Here is a 24,823-nt window from a genome sequence, read left to right on the forward strand (position 1 = left end):
TTCCGGAACACCGCAAAGTTGAACATCGCCTTCCTCCCCGGGAAAACACCGGACCTCGGGATTCGCTCGTCCCGGCCCATCCGGCCGGGAAACGGCCGCAGGGTATCAAACGGCCCGGGAAAGTCAAGCGGCCAAACGCCCGTTCAAAACGACCCCGCGATGAGACCGACCCCCGCCACCATCACGGCGCCCGCGGCCAACCTGCGCCTCCACCCCGTTTCCCGCAACAAGGTTCCCCCCAGCAGGATCGACCACAGCACGCTCGTTCGTTTGAGCGCGATCATGTAACTGGCCGGCGCGATCCGGATCGCCGCGAAGTGGGCGAGGATCATGAGGGCCGAAAACACCCCCACGCCCAGGAGGTCGGGGCTCCAGCGGGGGGCCCCACCCTTCCCCGCCCCCAGGGCCCAGGGGGTCAGGCACAGGGTGAGCGCCGCGTAGTAGAGGAGCCCGAACGTGGCCGGGTCGGAGTGCACCACCGCGATCTTCCCCAGGGCCGAGGTCACGCTGTAGAGGGCGGCCACGGCCAGCATGAGCCGGCTCCCCCGCTCCCGGGCCAGGGCCCGCAGCGGCTCGGCCCAGCCGAGGCGGGGTTCCAAGTGCAGGAGATAGGCCCCCAGGCAGACGAACCCGATGCCGACATAGGCGGGGCCCGTGGGCACCTCCCCCAGGATCCACCGGCCGGTGAACACGAGAAAGGCAGGGGTGAACGCCAGATACGGCGCGGCGAGCCCCAGGGGCGAGGCCCGGAGGGCGTGCTGGTAGAGGAGCGCCGCGGCGATCTCGAGGGGCAGGGCGCAGGCGAAGGCGGCCCAGAAGACGCCGTCGGGCCGGGTCAGCCCGGTTCCGAGGGCCACGGCGGCGAGCACCGGGAGCGCCAGGGCCGTGCGGACCCAGGCCACCCGCACCGGCGGCAGGGTCGCGAGCGCCCGCTTGGCGAAGAGATCCGCGAGCGACCAGGCGATCGCGCTCGCAAGCGAGAGCGCAGCCCAGGTCACCCCCGCCGCCCCCCCGGCCACCGGGGGAGGAACGCCGGGGTTTCCCGCCGGTACCGGCGGTACGCCTCCCCGAACGCCTCCACGAGCCGGCGTTCCTCGTGCCACGCCCCGATCCAGAGGTAGGCGGACACGGCCAGCGCAAAGGCAAGCCGGTTCGCGGTCCACACCGGGTCGGCCCACACCACCACCATGCCCGCGGCGTACATGGGATGGCGTACGTACCGGTAGGGGCCTTCGACCACGAGGTCCCCGGCCTCCATGCCCGTGCCTGGGGGTTCCTCCCCCCGGCGCCAGGCCCGGAAGTGGTCCCACCCCAGGAACCGCCCCCATCCCACCCGCCGGACGCACTGGCCGATGAAGCCCAGGCCGGCGAGCCGCACCCCCCAGAGGAGCCAGACGACCGGGCCTCCGAGGCGCAGAATCTCCCGGTCGGGCAGCCGGGCGATCCCCGCGATCAGGAGCACCAAGAGAACGGTGGCCAGGGCGTTGTAGCCGAGCCGGAACGAGCCCCGGTAGGCCGCCTCCCCCACGGCGGCCCGCACGGCCCGGCGGGCCGGCTCCGAAAGGAGCAGCGAATGCACGGCCCCGTAAGCCGCCACCGCCAGGAACGTGATCGCGAATCCCGTCACGGCTCTATCTCCTGTGCCGCTCGGACGCCGGGACGTTCGGACGTTTGGACGTTTGGACGCTGGGACGTGCGGACGCGCGGACGCGAATCCCTCCGGCGATCCGGGCGCCGAGCCCGGGCCGGCCGCGAGCGCGCACGGCGGCTCCCGCGCCTGGCAGGATGTCCCCAACAAGCCCCAGGGGCCCACCGGAGCGGTTCCCCGTTGACCGATTCCCCCGCCCCCCCTACAATGCGCCGCGGAGGTGGCCAGGGCACTGGTGGCTCTCCCGGACTTCAAATCCGGTGGGCGGCGTGAGCAGCGTCGCCGGTGGGTTCGATTCCCATCCACCTCCGCCACGACGACGCAACGGGTTGCCGGACGGCCGGCAACCCGTTTTCGTTTCCCGGGCCGAAAACCGGGGCGGGATCATCCCGGCCCGGGGCCCGAGCGCTCCGCCCGGGCGATCAGGATGAAGAGCCCCCCGAGCACGGCGAGGGCCGCCAGGAGAAGGGCAAAATCCACCGCGTTCGTCTTCTCCAGGGCCGCGACGAAGAGCTTTCGGATGAAGGCCACGAGGGCGAGTTCCAGAAACACCCGCAGGGTGAAATGCCCACCCCGCAGGTAGCGCACCTCGGCGTGCAGAAGCTCGATCATCATCCAGAGGATGAGGAGCGACCCCAGGGCCCGGACCACCCCGACGTCGATCCTTCCGGTGGCCACCTCCACCACGTCCGAGACGAAGAGCGCCGTGATCGCCACGGTCATGGCCACGAGCCCCACCACGAGAAGCAGGTTGAGCCCGTAGGTGACCCGCTCGACCCACCGGATCAGCCCGGTCTCCACCCGCTTCGACAGGAACACCCGCCGGAGCTCCTCCTCCCGGTAGGCCTCGGTCATGGCGTCGAGGCTGAGATCGAGCAGCTTGTGGAGGGTGCCCGTGAGGGCCCGGGCCTCGGCCGGGTCGGCCGCCGCCTCCCACACCCGCTCCTCCAGGTACGCCCGGGTGAAGCTCATGGCCGCGGCCACGTAGTGGCCCGGAAGCCCGATGTCCACGTGGGTCTTGCCCGCCCGGCGAAGCCGCTTGAGGTAGCCCCCGTCCAGGGGGTCCCTCAAAAGGGCCACGAGCCAGGCCCGGCTCGTGGCCTTGCGCCGGGCCACGGCCTCGGGGGTCGGGAAGAACCCCTTCGTGTAGGGGTCGGCGGCCAGGTGCGCAAAGAACGCCTCGCTGAACCGGTCGGCCTCGGGCTCCAAGATCTCCCGCAACCGCTGCCGCCGGGCCTCGTCCTCGGGCCCGTACCCGTAGTGCTCCAACACCCTGGTCATGCGTTCCACGCGTCGTTCCTCCTGGGGAGCTCCGGGGTTGCTCGCCCATAGATACCCGAGCCTCGCCCGCCGCGCAAAGCACCGGGCTTCGTTTGACCATGGGCCGGCCCGGTGCTACAAGCGCCCCCGACCCCAAACCCCGCGTCCGGAGGAACCCCCATGGCCGAGAACTTCTTCCTCGACACCCCGGATCTCTCGTTCCGGCTCAGGCAGGCCGACCTCGAGCAAGCGGTGCGCCTCAGGGAACGGGACTTCACCGAGCGGGCCGAGTACCCCGAGGCGCCGGGGAGCTATGACGAGGCCCTCGGGCTCTACGAGGCCGTGCTCGCCATGGTGGGGGAGCTGTGCGCCCGCAAGATCCACCCCCGGGCCCGGCAGGTGGACCGAGAGGGGGTTCGGTTCGCGGACGGGGAGGTGTGCCTGGCCGAGGGCACCCGGCAGAGCCTCGAGGACCTGCGCCAGGCCGGGCTCATGGGGGTCACCCTGCCGCGCCGGTACGGCGGGCTCAACTTCCCCAACACGGTCTACAACCTGATGATGGAGATGGTGGCCCGGGCCGACGCGAGCCTCCACAACCTGGTGGGGCTCCAGGAGATCGGGGAGACGATCCACCGGTTCGGCTCCGAGGAGCAGCGGGAGCGCTACCTGCCCCGGCTCGCCTCGGGCGAGGCCGACGGCGCGATGGCCCTGACCGAGGCCGACGCCGGAAGCGACCTCCAGGCCGTGCGGACCCGGGCCCGGCAGGACCCGGAGACCGGGCAGTGGAGGTTGACCGGCACGAAGCAGTTCATCACCAACGGGTGCGCCCGGATCCTGCTGGTGCTGGCCCGGTCCGAGGAGGGGACCCGCGACGGCCGGGGGCTTTCGCTGTTCGTGTGCGAGGCCGGGCCCCGGGTGCGGGTGCGGCGGATCGAGGAGAAGATGGGGCTCCACGGCTCGCCCACCTGCGAGATCGAGTTCGACGACGCCCCGGCCGAGCTCGTGGGCGCCCGGAGGCGGGGCCTCACCCGGTACGTCATGTCGCTGATGAACGGGGCCCGGGTGGGGGTGAGCGCCCAGGCCGTGGGCATCGCCGAGGCCGCCTACCGCTCGGCCCGGGAGTACGCGGCGAACCGCCGCCAGTTCGGCCGGGCCATCGAGGAGTTCCCGGCGGTCTATGAGATGCTCGTGCGCTCCCGGGTGCGGGTGAACGCGGCCCGGGCCCTCCTGTACGAGACCACCCGGTACGTGGACCTCCGGGACGGGGCCGAGCGCGCCGGCGACGCGGCCGCAGCCAAGCGCTGGGACCGGATCGCCTCGGTCCTGACGCCCCTCACCAAGGCCTACTCCACCGAGGTGGCGAACCAGGTGGCCTACGACAGCCTCCAGGTCCACGGCGGGAGCGGGTACATGAAGGACTACGAGGTGGAGCGCCACTGCCGGGACGCCCGGGTCACGAACATCTACGAGGGGACCACGCAACTCCAGTACGTGGCGGCCCTGGGCGGGGTGATGAACCGGGTGCTCGACCCCCTGGTGGACGAGCTCGCGGGGCTCGGGTACGGGGGCCGCCTCGGGGACCTGGCCGGGGCCCTCGCCGAGGCCCGGGCGAAGCACCGGCGGGCCGTGGCCTACGTGGCCGAACGGCGGGAGGCCGACTACCAGGACCTCATGGCCCGGCGGCTGTGCCACACGGAGACCCTGGTTCTCACGGGGTACCTGCTCCTGCGCGACGCCCTGGCCGACCCGGGGCGCGAGGCGCTGGCCGAGCTCTTCGTGGCCGAGGCCCTGCCCCAGATCGAGCTCGACACCGGCGTGGTGCTCACGGGCGACCGGACGCTCATCGACCGGCGGGGGGAGGTGGTTTAGGCGGGGAAGCTGGGAGGCTGGGAGGCTAGAAGGCTAGAAGGCTGGAAGCTCCCCAGGCCGCGAGGCGCGGCCTGTTCGCAGGGACATAACTTCTCGGTTCCGGCCACAGGGAGGACCACCTCGGCCAGGACCAAGGGACCGAAGACCGGCGACCGTGTCAGGAGTCAGTGGACAGAGGACAGGGGGTTCTCTGACCTCCGGCTTCTGAATTCTGGCCCCTGATACGGCAGCCGCTCCCACGGGTTGGCCGACGCGATGACGCCGGAATCCCGAATGTTCTGAGCCGCCTAGCTGCCGAGCAGCCCAGCCGCCTAGCCGAAGTTACTTGGGAGGCTGGACGGCAAAGCGAACCCGGCCCTTCCTCCGTGTTCTCCGTGTCCTCCGTGGTGGTCTACGCCAGCACGCGGATGCGCGACCGGCGGATCATCCGGGTGGAGCCCGCCACGTAGCGGTCCTCGTCCACCCCGGCCCGGAACCGGTCGGTGTTGACGCCCCAGGCCCGGGCGAGGGCCCGGACCCAGTGGGCCGCGGCAAACGGCAGCAGGATCCCCGCGACCCCGGGCGGCACCGCCGGCAGGGGAACCGCCCAGCCCGGGGGAGGCCCCTCGGGGGTCCAGGTGCAAAGGGCCTGGACCGTGGCCCCGATCTCCCCGGCCACCACGGCCTCGATCTCCCCCACCCGCTCGAAGGCGGGTTCGTCGTGGACGAGGAAGAGCACCAGGTCCCCCGGCCCGGTCACCAGGTACCCGGTGTGGCAGAACTCCTCGGTCTCGTAGGCCGCCGCGGGGATCACGAGTTCCAGGAGCTTGTAGGCCCCGAACCGGGCCGCCGGCCACCCGGGGCCGGTGCCGGCCAGGCCGATCCGGCACCCCGGCCGGGCCCGCTCCGCGGCCCGCGCCCCGGCGGCGGCCGCTGCCCGGCCCGCCGGCCCGGCCGCCCCCGGCAGCGCCCCCCAGGCGCCCAGGGGCCTTCCCGCCAGGGCCTCGCCCACGGCGGCGAGCCCGAGCTGCATGGCCCCGAAGGTCTTGGTCTGGGGAACGGCCCGGTGGTACCCGGAGTAGGCCGCGGCCCCCGGGTCGCGGTAGTCGGTGCGGTCCAGGGCCTCGGCCGGGGCGGTGCCCAGGCACAGCACCCCGTCGGCCTCCCGGGCCAGGGGGGAGCCGGGATGGTCGGTGAGGGCGAGGGTCCGGGCCCCCCGGGCCCTGGCGCAGGCCACGGCCTCGAGCACCCGGGGGGTTTTGCCCGACACGCTGAGGGCCACCAGTAGCGTCCCCGGCCCCAGGAGGTGCGGCCGGGCCCGGCTCACCTCCATGGCCGCCAGGCCCCGCACCGGCACCCCCAGGTGGGGCTCCCAGAGCCACTCGGCCCACTCGGCCGCGGCGTGGCAGTCGCCGCACCCGGCCACCACCACCCGTTCGGGCCGCTCGCCCCCCAGCGCCCCGGCCACGGCGGCCCGGGCCTCCCCGAACCGGCCGAGGAGCGCCCCCCACACCCCGGGCTGCTCGGCGAGCTCGAGCCCCATGGCGTCCCGTGGGCCTTCCCCGGGCGACACGGCGTCAGTTCTCCTCGCCCCGCCGGAACGCGGGCTCCAGGATCTCGGCCTCGATCTCGTCGGGGTCGGGCGCGTTGTACTGGACGAGCCGCAGGAGGTGGGGGAACGACTCGGCAGGCACCTCCACGAAATCCAGGGCCACCCCCCCCTCCTCCACCCGTACCGCCCGCGCGGCCAACACGAGGTCGAGCTCCGCCGCCCCGGGCTCCAGGTGGATCCGGCAGGTCACGCCCTGCCCCGCCTCGGGCCGCGGGCCGGGCGCCGCCGCCACGTAGGCCCCCTTGAGGCTCAGGTCCCGGAGCGCCCCGTGGAGGCTCTGGGCCCCCCACTCCACCGTGGCCTCCTTGCCGGCCGCCACCCTGGTTCGCCGCCGCCGCTGCATCGGATCCCTCCTCGGTACGGATTTCGGGTCCTCGGTCGCCGGGCTCCGCTCCCGCCCCGCGTCCCTTCGGTACGCCTTCCGATCGGACGGGAATGCCCGGCACTTTACGCCCGGGGCGCCAGGCGGGCAACCGGCCCGACGGCGGTGGGCTCGGCCCGGGTGCATTTTCTTGGGGGTGGAGGCCTTGACAACCCCCCCGGGGGTTCGGTACCGTTCGCGCTTCCAAGCCGTGGGCCGTTAGCTCAACTGGTAGAGCAGCTGACTCTTAATCAGCGGGTTCGGGGTTCGAGTCCCTGACGGCTCACCACCCGACAACCAACGGGCGCCGCCCCCCTGGGCGGCGCCGTTTTCCATGTCCCTCCCGCCATTCGCGGGTGCGGGCACCGCGTGGCACCCTTGCGGCCGTCGACCAAAAGGCCCACACTCCGCGTGCACGGGACCTTCAGCGCGAATCCAAGCGAGAGTGGCGGAACTGGTAGACGCACTGGACTTAGGATCCAGCGGCTCGGCCGTGGGGGTTCGAGTCCCCCCTCTCGCACCATTTCCTTCTTCCCGTTTCGTCGCCCCCTGATTCCCGGAAGTTGTCGAAGCGAGGCCGGAGGCCCCGGAGGGAACCCGGTCCGCGTGTGCCGCCGAAGGAGAGCACGATGAAAACCGAGGTCGAATCCATCAGCCCCGTGAAAAAGAAGCTTTCGGTGGAGATCCCGGCCGAGCGGGTGGCCCAGGAGGAAGAGGCCGCCCTGCGGGACCTGCGCCGGTCGGTCACCCTGCCCGGGTTCCGCAAGGGCAAGGCGCCCCTCAGCCTGATCCGCCGCCATTACGGCGACCGGGTCCGGGCCGACGTGCTCGGCCGCCTGATCGAGGAGTCGTACCGGGAGGCGGTGCTTTCGGAGAACCTCGTCCCGGTGTCCGACGCCGACATCCAGATCCAGTCCATGCCGGAGGAGGGCGCCCTGGCCTACACCGCGGTGATCGAGGTCCGCCCCGAGGTGGAGGCCCGGACGTACACGGGGCTTACCCTCAAGAAGGAGCGGGTCGAGGTGGACGAGGCCGAGGTGGACGAGCAACTGGAGCGTCTGCGCCAGTCCCGTGCCACCTTCGAGCCGGCGCCCGAGGGCCACGAGGCGGCCGAGGGCGACATGGTCGTGATGGACTTCACGGGCACCGTGGACGGCGAGCCCCTGGAGGGCGGGAGCGGGGAGGACCGCTCCGTGATCCTCGGGACGGGAACCCTGGTGGAGGGGTTCGAGGAGCAGCTCAAGGGGGCCAAGGCCGGCGAAGAGCGCACCGTGGAGATCACCTTTCCCGACGATTACCCCAACGAGGCGATTGCGGGGAAGACCGCCCAGTTCCAGGTGACGGTCAAGGAGGTCAAGGTCCGCACGGTGCCCGAGCTCGACGACGAGTTCGCGAAAGACGTGGCCGAGGTGGAGGGGCTCGAGGAACTGCGCGACACGATCCGGGACCAGATCCGGGCCGAGAAGGAGAAGGCGGCCGAGAACCGGTTCCGAGACCGCTTGATCGACGCGCTCCTGGACGCGAACCCCTTCGAGGTGCCCCCGAGCCAGGTCCAGGAGCAGCTGGAGTTCTCGATGGCCCGGATCAAGGAGGACCTGGCCCGGCGCGGGCTCGACCTCGCCCAGATCGGGATCGACGAGGGGCAGTTCCGCGAAAACCAGCGGGCGGCGGCCGAGCGCACGGTGCGGTGGGCGTATCTCGTGGGGGCCATCGCCCGGGCCGAGGGCATCGAGATCACCGACGCCGACGTGGACGCCCGGATCGAGGAGATCGCCCAAGCCGACGGCCGGCCGGTGTCGCTCGTGAAGAGCTTCTTCGAGCAGGGCGGTCGCCTCGAGGGGCTTCGCAATTACCTGCTGGAGCAGCGGGTGATCGAGAGGGTGGTCGAGGGGTGCACCGTGGAAGAGGTGGATCCCGAGGAACTGGAGGGCCAGGGGGAGGCCGGCGATGAGTAACCTGATCCCGTTCGTGGTGGAGCGCTCGGGCCGGGGGGAGCGGGCCTACGACATCTACTCCCGGCTCCTCAAGGACCGCATCGTGTTCCTGGGCTCGCCCGTGGACGACAACGTGGCGAACCTGGTGATCGCACAGCTCCTCTTTCTCGAATCCGAGGACCCCAAGGCCGACATCTACCTCTACATCAACAGCCCCGGGGGGCTCGTGACGGCCGGCCTTGCCATCTACGACACCATGCAGTACGTTCGTCCCGACGTGTGTACCCTGTGCCTCGGCCAGGCCGCCAGCATGGGGGCGCTCCTGCTGGCGGCCGGGGCGCCGGGCAAGCGCTGGGCCCTGCCCCATTCGCGCATCATGATCCACCAGCCGATGGGGGGGTTCCAGGGCCAGGCCACGGACATCGAGATCCACGCCCGGGAGATCCTGCGGCTGCGCGAGGAGCTCAACCGGATCCTCTCGCACCACACCGGCAAGGACATCGAGACCGTGGCCCGGGACACCGATCGGGATTTCTTCATGGACGGTCGCCAGGCCCTTGAGTATGGTATCATCGACAAGGTCATCGAACGGCGACCCGACACGTAAGGGCGACCCGTCTCGCCCGGGAGAAGGCACGACGTGAATCCCAGGAAAGGTAAAGGCTCGGGGCTGTACTGCTCCTTCTGCGGCAAGGGGCAGGACGAGGTCCGCAAGCTCATCGCGGGCCCGTCGGCGTACATCTGCGACGAATGCATCACCCTGTGTAACGACATCATCGCCGAGGAGACCTCGGTGCCCGAGGGGCTCGCCGAGGGGCTCCCCTCCCCGGCCGAGATCAAGGCGTTCCTGGACGAGTACGTGATCGGCCAGGAGTCGGCCAAAAAAATCCTGTCGGTGGCGGTGTACAACCACTACAAGCGGATCCACACGCCGCCCCGAAGCCGGGACGACGTGGAGCTCGAAAAGTCCAACATCCTCCTCATGGGGCCCACGGGGTGCGGCAAGACCCTGCTGGCCCAGAGCCTCGCCCGGATGCTCCGGGTGCCCTTTGCCATGGCCGACGCCACGAGCCTGACCGAGGCCGGCTACGTGGGCGAGGACGTGGAGAACATCATCCTGAACCTGCTGCAAAACGCCGACTACGACGTGGACAAGGCCTCCAAGGGCATCGTCTACATCGACGAGATCGACAAGATCGCCAAGAAGTCCGAGGGGCCCAGCATCACCCGGGACGTGAGCGGCGAGGGGGTGCAGCAGGCGCTGCTGAAGATCCTCGAGGGCACGGTGGCGAGCGTGCCGCCCAAGGGCGGCCGCAAGCACCCCCAGCAGGACTACATCAAGGTGGACACCCGCAACATCCTGTTCATCTGCGGCGGGGCGTTCGTGGGGCTCGAGGACATCGTGGAGCAGCGGATCGGCAAAAAGTCCATCGGGTTCGGGGCGCAGGTGGCGAGCCGGGAAGAGAAACGCAAGGCCGGCCTCCTGGACCTGGTGGAGCCCCAGGACCTGGTGAAGTTCGGCCTGATCCCCGAGTTCGTGGGCCGGATCCCGATCCACGCGGCGCTCCACGAGCTCGACGAGGACGCCCTCGTGCGGATCCTCACCGAGCCGAAGAACGCCCTGGTGAAGCAGTACCAGAAGCTCCTGGAGCTCGAAGGGGTGGAGCTCACCTTCACCGACGGGGCCCTTAGGGCCATCGCGGCCGAGGCCATGCGCCGCAACACCGGGGCCCGGGGACTCCGGGCGATTCTCGAATCGGTGATGCTCGACGTGATGTACGAGGTGCCGAGCCTCAAGAACGTGCGCGAGGTCATCGTGAACGAGGACGCCATCACCCGCAAGGAACGCCCCATCTTCTGCTACGAAGAGGACGAGGCCGGCCGGGTCGGCACGGCCTGAGGATCGACAAACGCCCATGACAACCCGCTGGTTTGCCCGTGGCCGCTCCCTGCCGCTCATTCCGCTCAGGGATGTGGTCGTGTTTCCCCATATGGTCATCCCGCTGTTCGTCGGCCGGGAAAAGTCCATCGCCGCCCTCGAGGAGGCCATGGCCGGCGACCGGGACATCCTGCTCGCGGCCCAGAAAGAGGCCAAGATCAACGACCCCTCGCCCAACGACATCCACGAGGTGGGCACGATCGGGGCCATCATCCAGCTGCTGAAGCTCCCCGACGGCACGGTCAAGGTGCTGGTGGAAGGGAAGCGCCGGGCCCGGATCCGGGGATTTTTGGCCTCGGACCGCTATTTCCTCGCCCAGGTCGAGGAGATCCCGGAGCCCGAACTCGCCTCCAGCGAGGGCCGGGCGCTGATGCGCACCGTGGTCGAGGGGTTCGGCGAGTACGTGAAGCTCAACCGCAAGCTGCCCTCCGAGCTCGTGGGCTCGGCCGAGACGATCGAGGAGCCGGGCCGGCTCGCGGACACGATCGCCTCCCACCTGACCCTCAAGACCGCGGACAAGCAGGAACTGCTGGAGATCATCGACCCGATCCGGCGCCTCGAGCGCCTCTACGAGATGATGCGCGCCGAGACCGAGGTGCTCGAGCTCGAGCAGCGCATCAAGCGCCGGGTCAAAAAGCAGATGGAGCGCACCCAGAAGGAGTACTACCTCAACGAGCAGATGAAGGCGATCCAGAAGGAGCTCGGCGAGGGGGAGGACGCCCAGGCCGAGATCCGGGAACTCGCCAAGAAGATCGAAGAAAAGGACATGCCCGACGAGGCCAAGGAGAAGGCGCGCAAGGAGCTCCAGCGGCTCCGGATGATGTCGCCCCTTTCGGCCGAGGCCACGGTGGTGCGCACCTACATCGACTGGATCCTCGAGCTGCCCTGGAACGAGGTGACCCAGGACAAGGTCGAGATCCCCGAGGCCCAGAAGATCCTCGACGAGGACCACTACGGGCTCAAGGAGGTCAAGGACCGGATCCTCGAGTACCTGGCGGTCCTGAAGCTCGTGGGCACGACCAAATCCCCGATCCTGTGCTTCGTGGGCCCGCCGGGGGTCGGGAAGACCAGCCTCGCCCGGTCGATCGCCCGGGCCGTGGGCCGGAAGTTCGTGCGGCTGAGCCTCGGCGGGGTGCGCGACGAGGCCCAGATCCGGGGCCACCGCCGCACCTACATCGGCTCGATGCCGGGCAAGATCCTCCAGAGCCTCCGGAAGGCCGGCAGCTCCAACCCGGTGTTCCTGCTCGACGAGGTCGACAAGATGAGCATGGACTTCCGGGGGGATCCGGCCTCGGCGCTCCTGGAGGTGCTCGACCCCGAGCAGAACGACACCTTCAACGACCACTACCTCGATCTCGACTACGACCTGAGCCGGGTTCTCTTCATCACCACGGCCAACTACCTGCCCAACATCCCGGAACCCCTGCGCGACCGCATGGAGGTGATCCGGATCGCCGGGTACACCGAGCTCGAGAAGCTCGAGATCGCCAAGCGCCACCTGGTGCCCAAACAGATCGAGGCCAACGGGCTCTCCTCCGACCGGATCCGGTTCACGGACGCGGCGCTCCTGGAGATCATCCGGCGCTACACCCGGGAGGCCGGGGTCCGGAACCTGGAGCGCATGATCGCGAAGATCTGCCGCCGGGTGGCCAAGGCCGTGGTGACCGAGGGCCAGACCTCGAAGACCCACCGGATCACGCCCTCGGTGGTGCACCGGTACCTGGGCGCCCCCAAGTACAAGTACGGGGTCAAGGAGGAAAAGAGCGAGGTCGGGTTCGCCACGGGGCTCGCCTGGACCGAGACCGGCGGCGAACTCCTGGGGATCGAGGTGGCCCTCGTGCCCGGCAAGGGGAACCTCACGATCACCGGGAAGCTCGGGGACGTGATGATGGAGTCGGCCCGGGCCGCGGTGACCTACGTGCGCAGCCGGGCTCTGAAGCTGGGGGTGGAGCGGGACTTCTACCAGAAGCTCGACATCCACATCCACGTGCCCGAGGGGGCGATCCCCAAGGACGGCCCCTCGGCCGGCATCACCATGGCCACGGCGCTCACCTCGGCCCTCACCGGCATCCCGGTGCGCCGGGACGTGGCGATGACCGGCGAGATCACGCTGAGGGGCAAGGTGCTCGCCGTGGGCGGGATCAAGGAGAAGCTCCTGGCGGCCCACCGGGGCCACCTCGCCACGGTGCTCCTGCCCCGCGACAACGAAAAGGACGTGGCCGACCTGGATCTGCCCCGCAACGTGCTGAACGACCTCCAGCTCGAGTACGTGGACCACATGGACCAGGTGCTCGAGCGGGCCCTGGAGACGGCGGAACCCCAGGCCATCCTCTCCGGTCCGGCCGGCCATGTGCGCACGGTGGAGGAGATCCTGGGGCTGCCGCCGGCACCCCGGCCGGCCGTGGGGGACGAAGGCCCCCGGGCGCTCCAGTAGCACGACAAAACACGCTTGACACCCGAGGGCGCGGCCTGTTATAACCCGCGCCTGTTCCCGGAACCCCTGACCAAGGAGGAAGGCCGTGACCAAGGCGGAACTGATCGAGGCCATGGCGGAGAAGGCCAACACGTCCAAGGCGGCGGCAAAGCGGTTCCTTGATGCGTTCACGGCGACCGTCACCGAGGCCCTGAAAAAGGGCGACAAGGTGACCCTGGTCGGGTTCGGGACGTTCAGCGTGTCGGAGCGCAAGGCCCGCACCGGCCGGAACCCCCGCACCGGCGAGACCATCCAGATCGCCGGCGGGAAGAGCCCCAAGTTCAAGCCGGGTAAGGCGCTCAAGGACACCGTCGCCTAGCTCGATCGGTTTTTCAGGCGGATAGCTCAGTTGGTGAGAGCGCCGGCCTTACAAGCCGGAGGTCGCAGGTTCGACTCCTGTTCCGCCTACCAGCCGCAACCCAACACAGCCCGTTTGCGGGGGCGTAGTTCAGTCGGTTAGAACGCCGGCCTGTCACGCCGGAGGTCGCGAGTTCGAGTCTCGTCGCTCCCGCCATCTTTTCGAAAAGGGCCGCCCGATCGCGGGCGGCCCTTTTCCTTTCCCCTCCCCAAAGGCCCCTTGCCCCTCCGGCCCGAAGCCTTAGATTACGCCGCGTTCGACGCCTTCCCCACCGAACCCGTCCGGCGACTCGGAGGAGGACCCCATGGCCATTCGGATCGGGATCTCCGGATTCGGAAGGATCGGCCGCAACCTCGTGCGGATCGGGTACAAGGACCCCGAGCTCCGGTTCGTGGCCGCCACCGACATCGCCGACATCGAAAGCCTCGCCTACCTCCTACGGTGCAGCACCATCGAGGGCCGCCTCCCGGACCCCGTGCGGGTCGAGGGAAACCATATCGTCGTGGGCCCCCAGCGCATCCGGTACATCCGGGAATCGACCCCCGGCTCGGTTCCCTGGGACGTTCTGGGCGTCGACGTGGTGATGGAGTGTACCGGCCGGTTCCGCCGCCGGGCGGAACTGGAGCGCCACCTCAGGGCCGGAGCGCCCCGGGTGCTCCTGTCCACCCCGGCCCTGGACCCGATCGATCGCACGGTGATCAACGGTGTGAACGACCACGAGCTGCGGGCCGACGACCGCATCGTCTCCAACGGCTCGAGTTCGAGCCACGCCCTGGGGCTGGGCCTGCGAGTCCTCCTGGAGGGCCCGGGGGTCGAGTGGGCCACCATGACGACGGTGCACGCCGTGACCGGGGATCAGCAGCTCAGCGACACGGCCCAGCCGGGCCCCCGGTGGAGCCGCAGCGCGGCGAAGAACATCATTCCCAACCCGTCCTGGGCTCCCGAGGCGGTGGCAGCGCTCCTTCCCGAACTCGAAGACCGCCTCGAGGGGTTCGCCCTCAACGTGCCGGTGCTCGCCGGCTCGTGCCTCGACCTGGTGGTGCGGCTTCGGTCCCCGGCGGGAGCGGACGGGGTGCGACGGTTGTTCCGGGAGGCCGCCGCCGGCCCCTACCGGGGCCTCATCGAGTACACCGAAGACCCGATCGTATCGAGCGATGTGCGTGGAAGTCTCGCATCGGCCGTGTTCGACGCCGCAGCCGCCATGAGCATCGGGGAGGATCTCGTGAAGATCCTCCTGTGGTACGACAACGGGTGGGCTTACGCGGCCCGGATGCTGGAAACCGCCAAGCGGTGGGTTGGGCTTGGAGCCCGGGAGGGATAAAGCGATGCGCGTCGCCATCAACGGGTTTGGCCGCATCGGCCGCGCCGTGTTCCGCCTGCTCAACGAGCACCCCCAGTTCCGGGTCGTGGCGGTGAACGACCTGGCCGAACCGGGGGTGTTGGCCTATCTGCTCCGGTACGACACCGTGATGGGTCGGTTCCCCGACCGGGTCGAGCTGGACGGGGAGATGCTTCGCACCTCCCGACAGACCGTGCGCATGCTCCGGGTCCCCGAACCCTCCGCCCTGCCCTGGGGCGACCTGGGGGTCGACTGCGTGGTGGAGGCCACGGGCGCGTTTCGGCGCCGAGCGCAGCTCCAGGCCCACCTGGACGCCGGGGCCCGGCGGGTCCTTCTGACCGTGCCGGCCAAGGACGAGATCGACACCACGGTGGTGATGGGGGTCAACGACCAGGAACTGCGGCCCGAGCACCGCATCGTGTCGAACGCCTCCTGCACCACCAACTGTTTGGCCCCCCTGGTCCTGGTGCTCGACCGCGCCTTCGGGATCGAGCGGGCGCTGATGACCACGGTCCACGCCTACACGAACGACCAGCGGCTGGCCGACGTGCCCCACACCGATTGGCGCCGGGCCCGGGCGGCCGCCGAAAACATCATCCCCACCACGACCGGCGCGGCCCGGGCCGTGGGCAAGGTTCTCCCCCACCTGGCGGGCCGGATCGACGGCCTCGCCGCGCGGGTCCCGGTGCCCGACGGGTCGGTGGTGGATCTCGTGGCGGAGCTGCGAACCCCGGTCTCCCCCGGCGACGTCAACCGGGCCGTCGCGGAAGCGGCCGCCGACCCAACCCTGCGCCGGATCATCCGGTACGTGGAGGGGCCCGTGGTGTCGAGCGACGTGATCGGGGATCCCCATTCCTGCGTGTTCGACGCCGAGTACACCCGGATGATCGGGGACCGGGTGGTCAAGGTACTGGCCTGGTACGACAACGAGTGGGGGTACTCGAACCGGGTGGTGGACCTTTTGGAGCGCCTCCAGGCCCTGGGACCTCCGCCCCCGGCGTGAGCCGGGCGCGTCGACCCGCACGGGCCCCCGCGGGAGCGCGGACCCCATCCCGGGCCGGCCCGATCCCTTTCCCGCTGGGATGCTGGGAGGCGAGGACGCTGGAACGCCAAAAGCCCTTGTGATTCCAGCGCCAGCGGCTGTCCCAACCCGTGGGAGCGGCTGCCGTATCAGGGGCCGGAATTCAGAAGCCAGAAGACAGAGACCCCCCTTTGAGGGCTGACCTCTGTCCTCTGAGGTCCGATTTCTGATACGGGGGCCCCTTGCCCCGCCCGCCAGCGCGCGCGCCGGCGCCAATGCGTGTCAGTGTGTCGCGAACAAGCCGCGCCTCGCGTCCTACTGGAGCTTCCAAAAAATTTCGCCCCGGCCCTTGACGTCCGGGAGGCGGCTGGTTATCTTCCGCGCTCGTTAGCACTCAGGGGTAGTGAGTGCTAACGAAACGGTCCTCAACCCATACCGACACGAAGGAGGGAATCATGAAGCTTCGACCGCTGCAGGACCGCGTGATCGTCAAGCGCCTCGAGGAGGAGGAGAAGACCGCCGGCGGGATCATCATCCCTGACACGGCGAAGGAGAAGCCCCAGCGGGGCGAGATCATCGCCGCCGGGCCGGGCAAGAAGAACGAGGATGGCAAACTCCAGCCCCTCGACGTGAAGCCCGGGGACAAGGTGCTCTTCTCCAAGTACGCCGGCACCGAGATCAAGGTGGAGGGCGAAGAGCTTCTGATTATGCGCGAAGACGACATCATGGCGGTGATCGAGGGCTAACGCCCCCAACCCGATCTGGATAAGGAGGAAGCACGATGGCTGCGAAGGAGATCAAGTACGCCCAGGATGCGCGCGCCGCGATCCTCAAGGGTGTGGACACCCTGGCCAACGCCGTGAAGGCCACCCTCGGCCCCAAGGGCCGCAACGTGATCATCGAGAAGAGCTGGGGCAGCCCCACCGTGACGAAGGACGGCGTCACGGTCGCCAAGGAGATCGAGCTCAAGGACAAGTTCCAGAACATGGGCGCCCAGATGGTCAAGGAGGTCGCCTCCAAGACCTCGGATGTGGCCGGTGACGGGACCACCACCGCCACGGTGCTCGCCCAGGCCATCTTCCGCGAGGGCTCCCGGCTCGTGGCCGCGGGCCACGACCCCATGGACATCAAGCGGGGCATCGACGCGGCGGTCGAGAAGTGCGTGGCCAAGCTCAAGGAGCTCTCCAAGCCGGTGAAGGACCGCAAGGAGATCGCCCAGGTCGGCACGATCTCGGCCAACAATGACCCCAGCATCGGTGAGATCATCGCCGAGGCGATGGACAAGGTGGGCAAGGAGGGCGTGATCACGGTCGAAGAGGCCAAGAGCATGGAGACCACGCTCGAGGTGGTCGAAGGCATGCAGTTCGACCGCGGGTACATCAGCCCCTACTTCGTGACCAACGCCGAGCGGATGGAGGCCGAGCTGAAGGACGCCTACGTGCTCATCCACGACGGCAAGATCAGCTCGATGAAGACCCTCCTGCCCATCCTCGAGAAGATCGCCAACACGGGCAAGCCGTTCCTCGTGATCGCCGAGGACGTGGAGGGCGAGGCCCTGGCGACCCTGGTGGTGAACAAGCTCCGGGGCACCCTGCAGTGCGCGGCCGTGAAGGCCCCGGGCTTCGGCGACCGCCGCAAGGCCATGCTTCAGGACATCGCCATCCTGACCGGCGGCCAGGTCATCAGCGAGGAGGTGGGCCTGAAGCTCGAAAACGCCCAACTCACCGACCTCGGCCAGGCCAAGACGATCCGGGTGGACAAGGACACCACCACCATCATCGACGGCGCCGGCAGCGCCCAGGCGATCCAGGACCGGGTCAAGCAGATCCGGGCCCAGATCGAGGAGACCACCTCCGACTACGATCGTGAGAAGCTCCAGGAGCGGCTCGCCAAGCTGGTGGGCGGCGTGGCCGTGATCAACGTGGGCGCGGCCACCGAGGCCGAGATGAAGGAGAAGAAGGCCCGGGTCGAGGACGCCCTGCACGCCACCCGGGCGGCCGTGGAGGAGGGCATCGTGCCCGGCGGCGGCGTGGCCCTGATCCGGTGCATCGATGCCCTGAACGACCTGAAGTTGCCCGAGCCCCAGATGGTGGGCGTGAACATCGTGAAGCGGGCCCTCGAGGAGCCGCTGCGGCAGATCGTGGCCAACGCCGGCCTCGAGCCCTCCGTGGTGGTGAACGAGGTGAAGGGCCGCAAGCTCACCGAGGGCTTCGACGCCTACCAGGAGAAGTACGTGGACATGATGGAGGCCGGCATCATCGACCCGACCAAGGTCACCCGCACGGCCCTCCAGAACGCCGCCAGCGTGGCGGGCCTGCTGCTCACCACCGAGGCCATGGTGGCCGAACTCCCGAAGGAGGAGAAGGGTTCGGCCGCGCCTGGCGCCGGCATGGAGGACTTCTAAGCCCTGCCACGCCGTACGAGCGCTCCGACGGGGCCCGGGGACAACCCGGGCCCCGTTTTTCTTTGCAATACTTTCCACCGACTAAACTTTTTTCCGTCTCTGCACTCAAGTGAAACACGCCCCCGGCCGATCGGAAACCGGTCCGGGGGCGATCCCCTTCCCGCGGAGGATGCATGACCGACCCGAGCCCCAGGGACTGGGCGCGCCTGGTGGTGGAGGCCACCGACGACCTCGTGTACGTGTGCTCCGAGGACCTGCGGATCGCCTACATGAACCCGGCCCTCGTGCGGCGCACCGGCCGGGACGCCACGGGGGAACGCTGCCACGAGGCGCTCCACGGCCTGCCGGAGCCGTGCCCCTGGTGCCCCAACGACCTCGTGATCGGCCAGGGCCGGGCCCACACCTGGGAGGTGCAAAGCCCCCAGGACGGCCGGTGGTACCACGTGGTCAACGTGCCGGTGGAGCGGGGTGGGCGCCGCTACAAGGTGGCGATCATCCGGGACATCACGGCCCGGCGGGAGGCCGAAGAGAGCCTGGCCGGGCGCAAACGGTTCCTGCGGGATGTTCTCGACTCGGCCGGGGTGGCCGTGTTCGCCATCGACCGGGAGCACCGCTGCACCCTCTGGAACCGGGCCTGCGAGCGGCTCACCGGGGTTCGGGCCGAGGAGGTCGTGGGCACCAACCGGCACTGGAGCGCGTTCTACGACGAACCCCGCCCCACCCTGGCCGACCTCGTGCTCGACGGCCGGACCGATCGCGGGCCGGAACTCTATCCGGTGTTCGGCCCCTCGCCCCTGGCCCCGGACGCGGTGCGGGCCGAGCGCGCCTTCCGAAGCCTCGGCGGGAAGGTGCGCCACATCGCCTTCGAGGCGGCCCCGGTCCGCGACGAGGCCGGCCGGATCGTCGCCGTGGTGGAGACCCTCCACGACGTGACCGAGCTGAAGCGGGCCGAGGCCGACCGGGAGCGCCTGGCCCTGGCCGTGGACCAGGCGGCCGAGGCCATCGTGATCACCGACCACGAGGCCCGCATCCTGTCGGCCAACCCGGCCTACGAGGCCATCCTCGGGGTTCCGGTGGACCGGGCCCGGGGGCTGCCCCTCGGCGAGGTGCTCGAAAACACCGACCCCGGGTTCGACCCGGAGGAGGCCCGTAGGCGCCTGCTCGCCACGGGGCGCTGGTCGGGCCGGGTGGGCAAACGGCGCCCCGACGGCCGGGAGATCGTGCTCGACGTCACGGCCACGGTGGTGCGAGACGACCGGGGAACGCCTCGCTACGGGTTGTGCATCTTCCGGGACGTGACCGAGGAGGTGCGCTGGGAGCGGGAGCGGCTGCGGGCCGAGCGGCTGCGGGCCCTGGGGACCCTCGCCGGGGGCATCGCCCACGATTTCAATAACCTGCTCATGGGCATCCTGGGCAGCGCCGAACTGCTGGAAACCGAGGTGCGCCCCGACGGGCCCGGCCCCAAACATCTGGAGCGGATCCTGCGGGCCGGGGAGCGTGCACGGGATCTGGTGACCCAGATCCTCCAGTTCTCCCGGGCCGACCCCGACGGAGACGGCCGGGCCGATCTGCGGGCCGAGACCGAAACGGTGGCCGAGATGCTCCGGGCCACGACCCCCTCGGTGGTGGAGGTGGAATGGACCGCCCCGGCCCACCCTTGCTTCGTGCCCGTGGACCCCGCCCAGGCCCAGCAGGTGGTGCTCAACCTCGCCACCAACGCCGTCAAGGCCCTGGGCCCGGGCCCGGGCCGGGTGTCGCTGGCGGTGGAGCGGGTGGACGCCTCCCCGCCCCTACCCCCAGATCTCTCCCCCGGGGTCTACTACCGCCTGTCGGTGGCCGACACCGGCTGCGGCATGGACGCCGCCACCGCCGACCGGATCTTCGAGCCGTTCTTCACCACCCGCCCCGTGGGCGAGGGCACGGGCCTGGGGCTCTCGGTGGTGTACGGGGTGGTGCGGGCGGCCGGCGGGACGATCCGGGTGGAAACCGCCCCGGGCCGTGGTAGCCTGTTCGAGGTCTTCCTGCCCGCGGTAGACGGGGGCGCGGAGCGGGGTCCCGATCCCCGCCTCGCCCCAGAGGTCGCCCAGCTTCGGGTGCTGGTGGTGGACGACGAGGAGGCCGTCCGGGAGATCACCCGGGACCTCCTGACCGGGTTGGGCCACGAGGTGGTCCTGGCCGCCTCGGCCGAGGAGGCCCTGGAGATCCTGGCCCGGGAACCGGGGGTGGAGGTGGTTCTCACCGACCGGTCGATGCCCGGGATCCCGGGCGAGGAACTGGCCCGGCGCATCCGGGAAGCGTTTCCCTGGGTGGAGGTCGTCCTGTTCACGGGCCACATGGAACCCGAGGTGGCCGAACGGGCCCGGGCGGCCGGGGCATCGGAGATCCTGACAAAACCCATCCGGCGGACCCAGCTGGCCGGCGCGCTCCGGAGGCTCGCGGCCCGGAAGGCCGCGCAAAGGGAGGACTGAGATGGCAAAAATCCTGGTGGTGGACGACGAGGAGCACGTGCGGGACGTGGTGCGGCAGATGCTCGAGCAGGCCGGCCACGAGGTGCGGGAGGCCGCCGACGGGGAGCAGGCGCTGGCGCTCTACCGCTCCTGGCCCCCGGACGCCGTGCTGACCGACATCCTCATGCCCAACAAGGGCGGGCTCGTGCTGATCAAGGAACTGAGGGAGCGCGATCCCCGGCTGCCCATCGTGGCCACCTCGGGCGGGGGCCGCACCGGGAAGCTCAATTTCCTCTCGACCGCCCGCACCTTCAAGGGCGTCGTGACCCTGAAAAAACCCTTCTCGAGGCGGGAGTTGCTAGACGCGGTGAACCAGGCCCTCGCCGGCGGACCCCCGTCTTGACGCATCCCCTCGGGCTCCCCTAGCATCGGTTCCTTTGCGAGGATCCGATGCCGACAGTCCTACGCCGCCTGGGCTCGGTGCGGCTCGCCGTCGCGCTCCTTTTGGTGCTCGCGGCCGCCGCGGCCCTGGGCACCTGGCTCCCCCAGAACCTCGACCCCGGCGAGTTCCTGCGCCGGTTCCCCCGGGCGGGGCCGCTGCTCCTGACCCTGGGGTTCGACCGGTTCTTCCAAAGCCCCCTGTACCGGGGGCTTCTCGCGCTGTTTACCCTGAACCTCCTCGCGTGCGCCGCGGGCCGGTCCCGCAGGGGGTGGCTCGCCTTTCGCGGCCGGGCCCGCCCCACCGTGCGCGTGCCGGGGCCGGCCGCCCCCGATCTTGCCGAGCGGCTCCGGGCCGCCGGGTTCCGGATCCGCACGGCCTCGCCCCTCCGGGCGAGCCGGCGGCCCTGGGCGTTTCTCGGGTTCCCCCTGGTTCATCTGTCGCTCCCCGTGATCTTTGCCGGCGCCCTGTGGGGCAGCCTGGCCGGGTTCGTCGGGACCCAGACGGTTCACGTGGGCGACGAGATGCGCGCCTTCTACGACTGGTCAGCCGGCCGGGACCGCCCCCTGCCCTTCCGGCTGCGGGTGGCCGAGTTCCGGGAACTCCACTACCCCACGCCGCTCAGGATCCGTCTGGGCCTCCCGGGTAGGGTAGCCCGGGAGGTGGTGACCCGGGAGGGGGCCCGGATCGAGGTGCCGGACTCGCCCTACACGGTGCGCCTGGGCCGGTTCGACCGGGAGACCAAGGACCTCACCTTCTGGGTCGAGGGGCCCGGGGGAACCCTGGGTCCCTTTTCCCGGGACCGGCGTCAGGGGTGCCCGGTGGACTTCACGCCCTTGGGGTTTCGGGACCCCGAGGTGCGGCGGGTCGAGGCCAGGGTGGAGGTGCTCGCGCCCGACGGCACCCCGACCCGAACGGCCGTGATCGCGGTCAACGAACCCCTCGTGCATGGGGGGCTCCGGATCTTCCTCACGGCCTGGGGGGCCGACCCGTACGGGTTCCCGTGGGTGGGGTTCCAGATCACCCGGGACCCTGGCCAGCCCGCGGTGTGGCTGGGTTCGGCCGGCCTTGTCGCGGGACTCGCCCTCCTGTGGGCCGGCCGGGGGGCCTGGGTGTGGGAGGAGGAGGGGGAGGTGCGGGCGGTGGCCACGGGCCGGATGGCGGCAGAGCTGCGCGCCCGTCTGACGGCGTCCGGGGGCGGGGCGGACGACCGGGAGGTGGCCCCGTGAGCCCCCGGGACTGGCCCGCCGCCCTGGGGCTCGACGCCGCCCGCCGCCGCGCCCGGATCGGGTTCCTGGGTCTCACGCCCGCCGACCGGGAGGCCCTGCGGGATCTTCTCGCCATCCTCGACCCGAGGCTCGAAGGCCTCGTGGACCGCTGGCACCGGTTCCTCCTCAAACGGCCCGAGACCCGGGACCTGATGGCCCGCGCCGGCGTGCAAGACCATCTGCGGGTGGTCCAGACCCGGTACTTCCGAAGTCTTCTCACCGGACCTTACGACCGGCGGTACTTCCACGAGCGGCTGCGCATCGGGTTCGTGCACGAGCGGGTCGGTCTCGAACCCCCGTGGTACACCGGGTCGTACCGGAAATTCCTCGAGCTCGTGAGAGAGGAACTCCTGGCCGCCGGCGTCGGCTCTCCCACGGCCCTCGGATGGATGGCCGCCCTCGAGAAGGTCGTGTTTCTGGACCTCCAACTCGCCCTCGACGCCTACTTTCACACCCGAAACGAGGCCATCGTCCGGGCCAACCAGAGGCTTCGGGAGTTGGCCCAGGAGCTCGAGGCCCGGAACCGGGCGCTGGCCGAGGCGTTTTCCCGTGCCCAGGAGGCCGCCCGGCTGAAGGAGGCGTTCCTCGCCCAGGTGAGCCATGAACTGCGCACCCCCCTCAACGCCATCCTGGGGTTCGCCGATCTCCTGGCAGACGGGATCGAGGGACCGGTGAACCCCGAGCAACGGGAGGCCCTCCGCCGGATCCGCCGACACGGCGAGCGGCTGGTGGAGATGGTGGACCAGATGCTCGACGCGGCGAAACTCGCGGCCGCGGCCCTGGGGCGCCCCGAGCCCTTCGACCCCGGACCGGTCGTGGACGAGGTGTGCCGCGCCGGCGAGGACCTGGCCGCCGGCAAGGGAATCGGGTTCGAGGCCGAGATCGAGCGGCCGCTTCCCCTCGTCGAGGGCGACCCCGAGGCGCTCCGGCTCGCCCTGGGACACCTGGTGGAGAACGCGGTCAAGTTCACCCGGTCCGGCCGGATCGGCGTCCGGGCCCGGAAGACCGACGGCCGGCTCCGGCTGGAAGTCTGGGACACCGGGCCGGGCGTGCCCCCGGAGCACCGGGAACGGATCTTCGAACCGTTCCACCAGGTGGACGCGGGGGACACCCGAGAGGTCACCGGGCTTGGTATGGGATTGCCGCTCGCCCGGAAGGCGGTGGAGCGGATGGGGGGCCGGCTCGTCCTGGCCGAGTCGGGCCCGGGCGGGAGCCTGTTCGTTCTGGAGCTACCGGTGGCCGGGGGCGGCGTTGACTCGGGCACCGGGCGGGATTAAGGTTTTTCGCCGTTCGTTTTGGCGCCCGCTTCCCCAGGCGCCCTTCCTCGGAAAGGAGGCTCGCCATGCGGAAACTCCTCGTGTCCCTCGCCCTCGGCCTCGCGATCGCGGCCCCGGCCGCTGCCAAAACCGAGATCAAGCTCGGGGTGGTCACAAAACCCGGGTCGGCCCAGAACGTGGCCGCCGAGAAGTTCAAGGAGATCGTCGAGACCCGGTCCGGCGGGGACGTGACCGTCAAGATCTACCACAGCGCCTCCTTGGGCTCGGAAACCGAGATCCTCCAGCAGATCCAGATGGGCAGTGTGCAGATGGGGGTCATCACCCTGGGGCCCATCGACGCGTTCGTGCCCGAGGTGGACGTGGTGGCGTTCCCCTTCCTCTTCAAGAGCTACGAACAGGTGGACCAGGTGCTCGACGGCCCCCTGGGCGCCGAGATCCTAAAGCGCATGGAGTCGGCCGGGTTCAAGGGGCTCGCGTTCACCGAGAACGGGTTTCGCCACCTCACGAACCGGGTGCGGCCGGTCCACACGGTGGACGATGTGAAGGGCCTCAAGATCCGGGTCATGGAGAGCACCCTCCACAAGGAACTGTGGCGCGCCCTCGGGGCAAACCCCACCCCCATGGCCTGGCCCATCTATACCGAACTCGAGCAGGGCACGATCGACGGCCAGGAGAACCCCCTGTGGGTGGCCTGGACCTACAAGCTTTACGAGGTCCAGAAATACCTGTCGCTGACCGGCCACGTCTACTCGGCCCACGCCGTGCTCGCCAACCTGGACTGGTTCAACGGCCTGCCCGAGGCCACCCGGAACCTGCTGGCCGAGGCGGCCCGGGAGGCGGCCCGGTACGAGCGGAACTGGAACCGGTCGAACGAGGCCGACTTCTTGGCGAAGCTCAAGGAGGCCGGCATGATCGTGGACGAGCACCCGGACATCGACTCGTTCCGGGCCAAGGTGGCCGGGCTCAAGGACCTCGAGATGTTCCGGAGGCCCGGCACGGCCGAACTCCTGGAGAAGTTCCTGGCCGCCACGAAGTGAGGCGGCGGGGAGGCCGGAACGCCGGACGGCCGCCCCACTCCAGGGTGTACCCGGCGGGTAGGGGCGCGTGGGAAGGCGCGGGGCGCCCGAGGGCGGGTTCCGGGAGGGGGAACCCCACGGGGGGTGCGAACCCGCGCGGCAGGCGGCCGCTGAGCGGA

At 70.3% G+C, this 24,823-nt stretch carries 20 protein-coding genes and 5 tRNA genes; 20 read left to right on the top strand and 5 right to left on the bottom strand.

Annotated features, from left to right (window positions below):
• Positions 1-143 precede the first annotated feature (143 nt).
• Both ACYQ8L_RS07635 and ACYQ8L_RS07640 read right to left on the bottom strand, forming a co-directional pair.
• Positions 144-998, bottom strand: coding sequence for a DMT family transporter (locus tag ACYQ8L_RS07635; protein ID WP_459941194.1), 855 nt, complete (start codon positions 996-998; stop codon positions 144-146).
• Entirely contained in the window at positions 995-1,627 is a 633-nt protein-coding gene (locus tag ACYQ8L_RS07640; protein WP_459941195.1) for a methyltransferase family protein, read from the bottom strand. Before ACYQ8L_RS07640 ends, ACYQ8L_RS07635 begins: the two co-directional genes overlap by 4 nt.
• Positions 1,628-1,864: 237 nt before the next feature.
• On the opposite strand from ACYQ8L_RS07640, the gene ACYQ8L_RS07645 reads away from it, so the two are divergent.
• Positions 1,865-1,962, top strand: a tRNA-Sec gene (locus ACYQ8L_RS07645).
• Positions 1,963-2,032: 70 nt separating this feature from the next.
• Here ACYQ8L_RS07645 and ACYQ8L_RS07650 read toward each other — a convergent pair.
• Positions 2,033-2,929 (bottom strand): protoglobin domain-containing protein, encoded by an 897-nt coding sequence (locus tag ACYQ8L_RS07650; RefSeq protein WP_459941234.1) that lies wholly within the window; start codon positions 2,927-2,929, stop codon positions 2,033-2,035.
• Between the two features lie 159 nt (positions 2,930-3,088).
• Here ACYQ8L_RS07650 and ACYQ8L_RS07655 point away from each other — a divergent pair, with 159 nt between their 5' ends.
• Positions 3,089-4,777 (top strand): acyl-CoA dehydrogenase family protein, encoded by a 1,689-nt coding sequence (locus ACYQ8L_RS07655; protein WP_459941196.1) that lies wholly within the window; start codon positions 3,089-3,091, stop codon positions 4,775-4,777.
• A gap of 391 nt (positions 4,778-5,168) precedes the next feature.
• On the opposite strand, the gene ACYQ8L_RS07660 is transcribed toward ACYQ8L_RS07655, so the two are convergent.
• Positions 5,169-6,329 carry an SIS domain-containing protein gene (locus ACYQ8L_RS07660; RefSeq protein ID WP_459941197.1) on the bottom strand — a complete coding sequence of 387 codons (1,161 nt, stop codon included), beginning with the start codon at positions 6,327-6,329 and terminating at the stop codon, positions 5,169-5,171.
• Between the two features lie 4 nt (positions 6,330-6,333).
• On the bottom strand, positions 6,334-6,711 hold the full coding sequence (locus ACYQ8L_RS07665; protein ID WP_459941198.1) for a PilZ domain-containing protein: 378 nt from the start codon (positions 6,709-6,711) through the stop codon (positions 6,334-6,336).
• 231 nt (positions 6,712-6,942) lie between these two features.
• On the opposite strand from ACYQ8L_RS07665, the gene ACYQ8L_RS07670 reads away from it, so the two are divergent.
• The 18 genes from ACYQ8L_RS07670 to ACYQ8L_RS07755 all read left to right on the top strand — a co-directional run bounded on the left by ACYQ8L_RS07670 (position 6,943) and on the right by ACYQ8L_RS07755 (position 24,665).
• Positions 6,943-7,018: transfer RNA gene (locus ACYQ8L_RS07670), tRNA-Lys, on the top strand.
• 150 nt (positions 7,019-7,168) lie between these two features.
• A tRNA-Leu gene (locus ACYQ8L_RS07675) sits at positions 7,169-7,252 on the top strand.
• Positions 7,253-7,358: 106 nt separating this feature from the next.
• Entirely contained in the window at positions 7,359-8,684 is a 1,326-nt protein-coding gene (tig, locus tag ACYQ8L_RS07680) for a trigger factor (RefSeq protein WP_459941199.1), read from the top strand.
• On the top strand, positions 8,677-9,270 hold the full coding sequence (clpP, locus tag ACYQ8L_RS07685; RefSeq protein WP_459941200.1) for an ATP-dependent Clp endopeptidase proteolytic subunit ClpP: 594 nt from the start codon (positions 8,677-8,679) through the stop codon (positions 9,268-9,270). The genes tig and clpP overlap by 8 nt, the downstream gene beginning before the upstream one ends.
• A 33-nt stretch (positions 9,271-9,303) precedes the next feature.
• The gene (gene clpX, locus ACYQ8L_RS07690; protein WP_459941201.1) at positions 9,304-10,563 is read left to right on the top strand and encodes an ATP-dependent Clp protease ATP-binding subunit ClpX; all 1,260 of its coding nucleotides are present in this window, start codon (positions 9,304-9,306) and stop codon (positions 10,561-10,563) included.
• Positions 10,564-10,579: 16 nt separating this feature from the next.
• Positions 10,580-13,036, top strand: coding sequence for an endopeptidase La (gene lon, locus ACYQ8L_RS07695; protein WP_459941202.1), 2,457 nt, complete (start codon positions 10,580-10,582; stop codon positions 13,034-13,036).
• An 85-nt stretch (positions 13,037-13,121) separates the two neighbouring features.
• The gene (locus ACYQ8L_RS07700) at positions 13,122-13,394 is read left to right on the top strand and encodes an HU family DNA-binding protein (RefSeq protein ID WP_459941203.1); all 273 of its coding nucleotides are present in this window, start codon (positions 13,122-13,124) and stop codon (positions 13,392-13,394) included.
• 15 nt (positions 13,395-13,409) lie between these two features.
• Positions 13,410-13,486, top strand: a tRNA-Val gene (locus ACYQ8L_RS07705).
• A 26-nt stretch (positions 13,487-13,512) separates the two neighbouring features.
• A tRNA-Asp gene (locus ACYQ8L_RS07710) sits at positions 13,513-13,589 on the top strand.
• A 148-nt stretch (positions 13,590-13,737) separates the two neighbouring features.
• Positions 13,738-14,754, top strand: coding sequence for a type I glyceraldehyde-3-phosphate dehydrogenase (locus tag ACYQ8L_RS07715; protein WP_459941204.1), 1,017 nt, complete (start codon positions 13,738-13,740; stop codon positions 14,752-14,754).
• Positions 14,755-14,758: 4 nt separating this feature from the next.
• Positions 14,759-15,775: a type I glyceraldehyde-3-phosphate dehydrogenase gene (gene gap / locus ACYQ8L_RS07720; protein ID WP_459941205.1), complete on the top strand. Its 1,017-nt coding sequence runs from the start codon at positions 14,759-14,761 to the stop codon at positions 15,773-15,775.
• Between the two features lie 473 nt (positions 15,776-16,248).
• The gene (gene groES / locus ACYQ8L_RS07725) at positions 16,249-16,539 is read left to right on the top strand and encodes a co-chaperone GroES (RefSeq protein ID WP_459941206.1); all 291 of its coding nucleotides are present in this window, start codon (positions 16,249-16,251) and stop codon (positions 16,537-16,539) included.
• Positions 16,540-16,574: 35 nt separating this feature from the next.
• Positions 16,575-18,197: a chaperonin GroEL gene (gene groL, locus ACYQ8L_RS07730; RefSeq protein ID WP_459941207.1), complete on the top strand. Its 1,623-nt coding sequence runs from the start codon at positions 16,575-16,577 to the stop codon at positions 18,195-18,197.
• A 173-nt stretch (positions 18,198-18,370) separates the two neighbouring features.
• Complete coding sequence (locus ACYQ8L_RS07735; protein WP_459941208.1) at positions 18,371-20,665, top strand: PAS domain-containing hybrid sensor histidine kinase/response regulator; 2,295 nt, start codon at positions 18,371-18,373, stop codon at positions 20,663-20,665.
• Between the two features lies 1 nt (position 20,666).
• On the top strand, positions 20,667-21,047 hold the full coding sequence (locus ACYQ8L_RS07740; RefSeq protein ID WP_459941209.1) for a response regulator: 381 nt from the start codon (positions 20,667-20,669) through the stop codon (positions 21,045-21,047).
• A gap of 47 nt (positions 21,048-21,094) precedes the next feature.
• On the top strand, positions 21,095-22,312 hold the full coding sequence (locus ACYQ8L_RS07745) for a cytochrome c biogenesis ResB family protein (protein ID WP_459941210.1): 1,218 nt from the start codon (positions 21,095-21,097) through the stop codon (positions 22,310-22,312).
• The gene (locus ACYQ8L_RS07750; RefSeq protein WP_459941211.1) at positions 22,309-23,628 is read left to right on the top strand and encodes a protoglobin domain-containing protein; all 1,320 of its coding nucleotides are present in this window, start codon (positions 22,309-22,311) and stop codon (positions 23,626-23,628) included. Before ACYQ8L_RS07745 ends, ACYQ8L_RS07750 begins: the two co-directional genes overlap by 4 nt.
• 65 nt (positions 23,629-23,693) lie before the next feature.
• Entirely contained in the window at positions 23,694-24,665 is a 972-nt protein-coding gene (locus ACYQ8L_RS07755) for a TRAP transporter substrate-binding protein (protein WP_459941212.1), read from the top strand.
• The last annotated feature ends 158 nt before the right edge of the window (positions 24,666-24,823 follow it).

It is taken from the genome of Deferrisoma palaeochoriense, assembly GCF_054656955.1.

Coding starts and splice junctions, on each gene's coding strand:
- groES (WP_459941206.1), top strand. CDS start 16,249: ATGAAGCTTCGACCGCTGCAGGACCGCGTGATCGTCAAGCGCCTCGAG.
- ACYQ8L_RS07755 (WP_459941212.1), top strand. CDS start 23,694: ATGCGGAAACTCCTCGTGTCCCTCGCCCTCGGCCTCGCGATCGCGGCC.
- tig (WP_459941199.1), top strand. CDS start 7,359: ATGAAAACCGAGGTCGAATCCATCAGCCCCGTGAAAAAGAAGCTTTCG.
- ACYQ8L_RS07745 (WP_459941210.1), top strand. CDS start 21,095: ATGCCGACAGTCCTACGCCGCCTGGGCTCGGTGCGGCTCGCCGTCGCG.
- lon (WP_459941202.1), top strand. CDS start 10,580: ATGACAACCCGCTGGTTTGCCCGTGGCCGCTCCCTGCCGCTCATTCCG.
- groL (WP_459941207.1), top strand. CDS start 16,575: ATGGCTGCGAAGGAGATCAAGTACGCCCAGGATGCGCGCGCCGCGATC.
- ACYQ8L_RS07735 (WP_459941208.1), top strand. CDS start 18,371: ATGACCGACCCGAGCCCCAGGGACTGGGCGCGCCTGGTGGTGGAGGCC.
- ACYQ8L_RS07665 (WP_459941198.1), bottom strand. CDS start 6,711: ATGCAGCGGCGGCGGCGAACCAGGGTGGCGGCCGGCAAGGAGGCCACG.
- ACYQ8L_RS07715 (WP_459941204.1), top strand. CDS start 13,738: ATGGCCATTCGGATCGGGATCTCCGGATTCGGAAGGATCGGCCGCAAC.
- ACYQ8L_RS07740 (WP_459941209.1), top strand. CDS start 20,667: ATGGCAAAAATCCTGGTGGTGGACGACGAGGAGCACGTGCGGGACGTG.
- clpP (WP_459941200.1), top strand. CDS start 8,677: ATGAGTAACCTGATCCCGTTCGTGGTGGAGCGCTCGGGCCGGGGGGAG.
- ACYQ8L_RS07650 (WP_459941234.1), bottom strand. CDS start 2,929: ATGACCAGGGTGTTGGAGCACTACGGGTACGGGCCCGAGGACGAGGCC.
- gap (WP_459941205.1), top strand. CDS start 14,759: ATGCGCGTCGCCATCAACGGGTTTGGCCGCATCGGCCGCGCCGTGTTC.
- ACYQ8L_RS07655 (WP_459941196.1), top strand. CDS start 3,089: ATGGCCGAGAACTTCTTCCTCGACACCCCGGATCTCTCGTTCCGGCTC.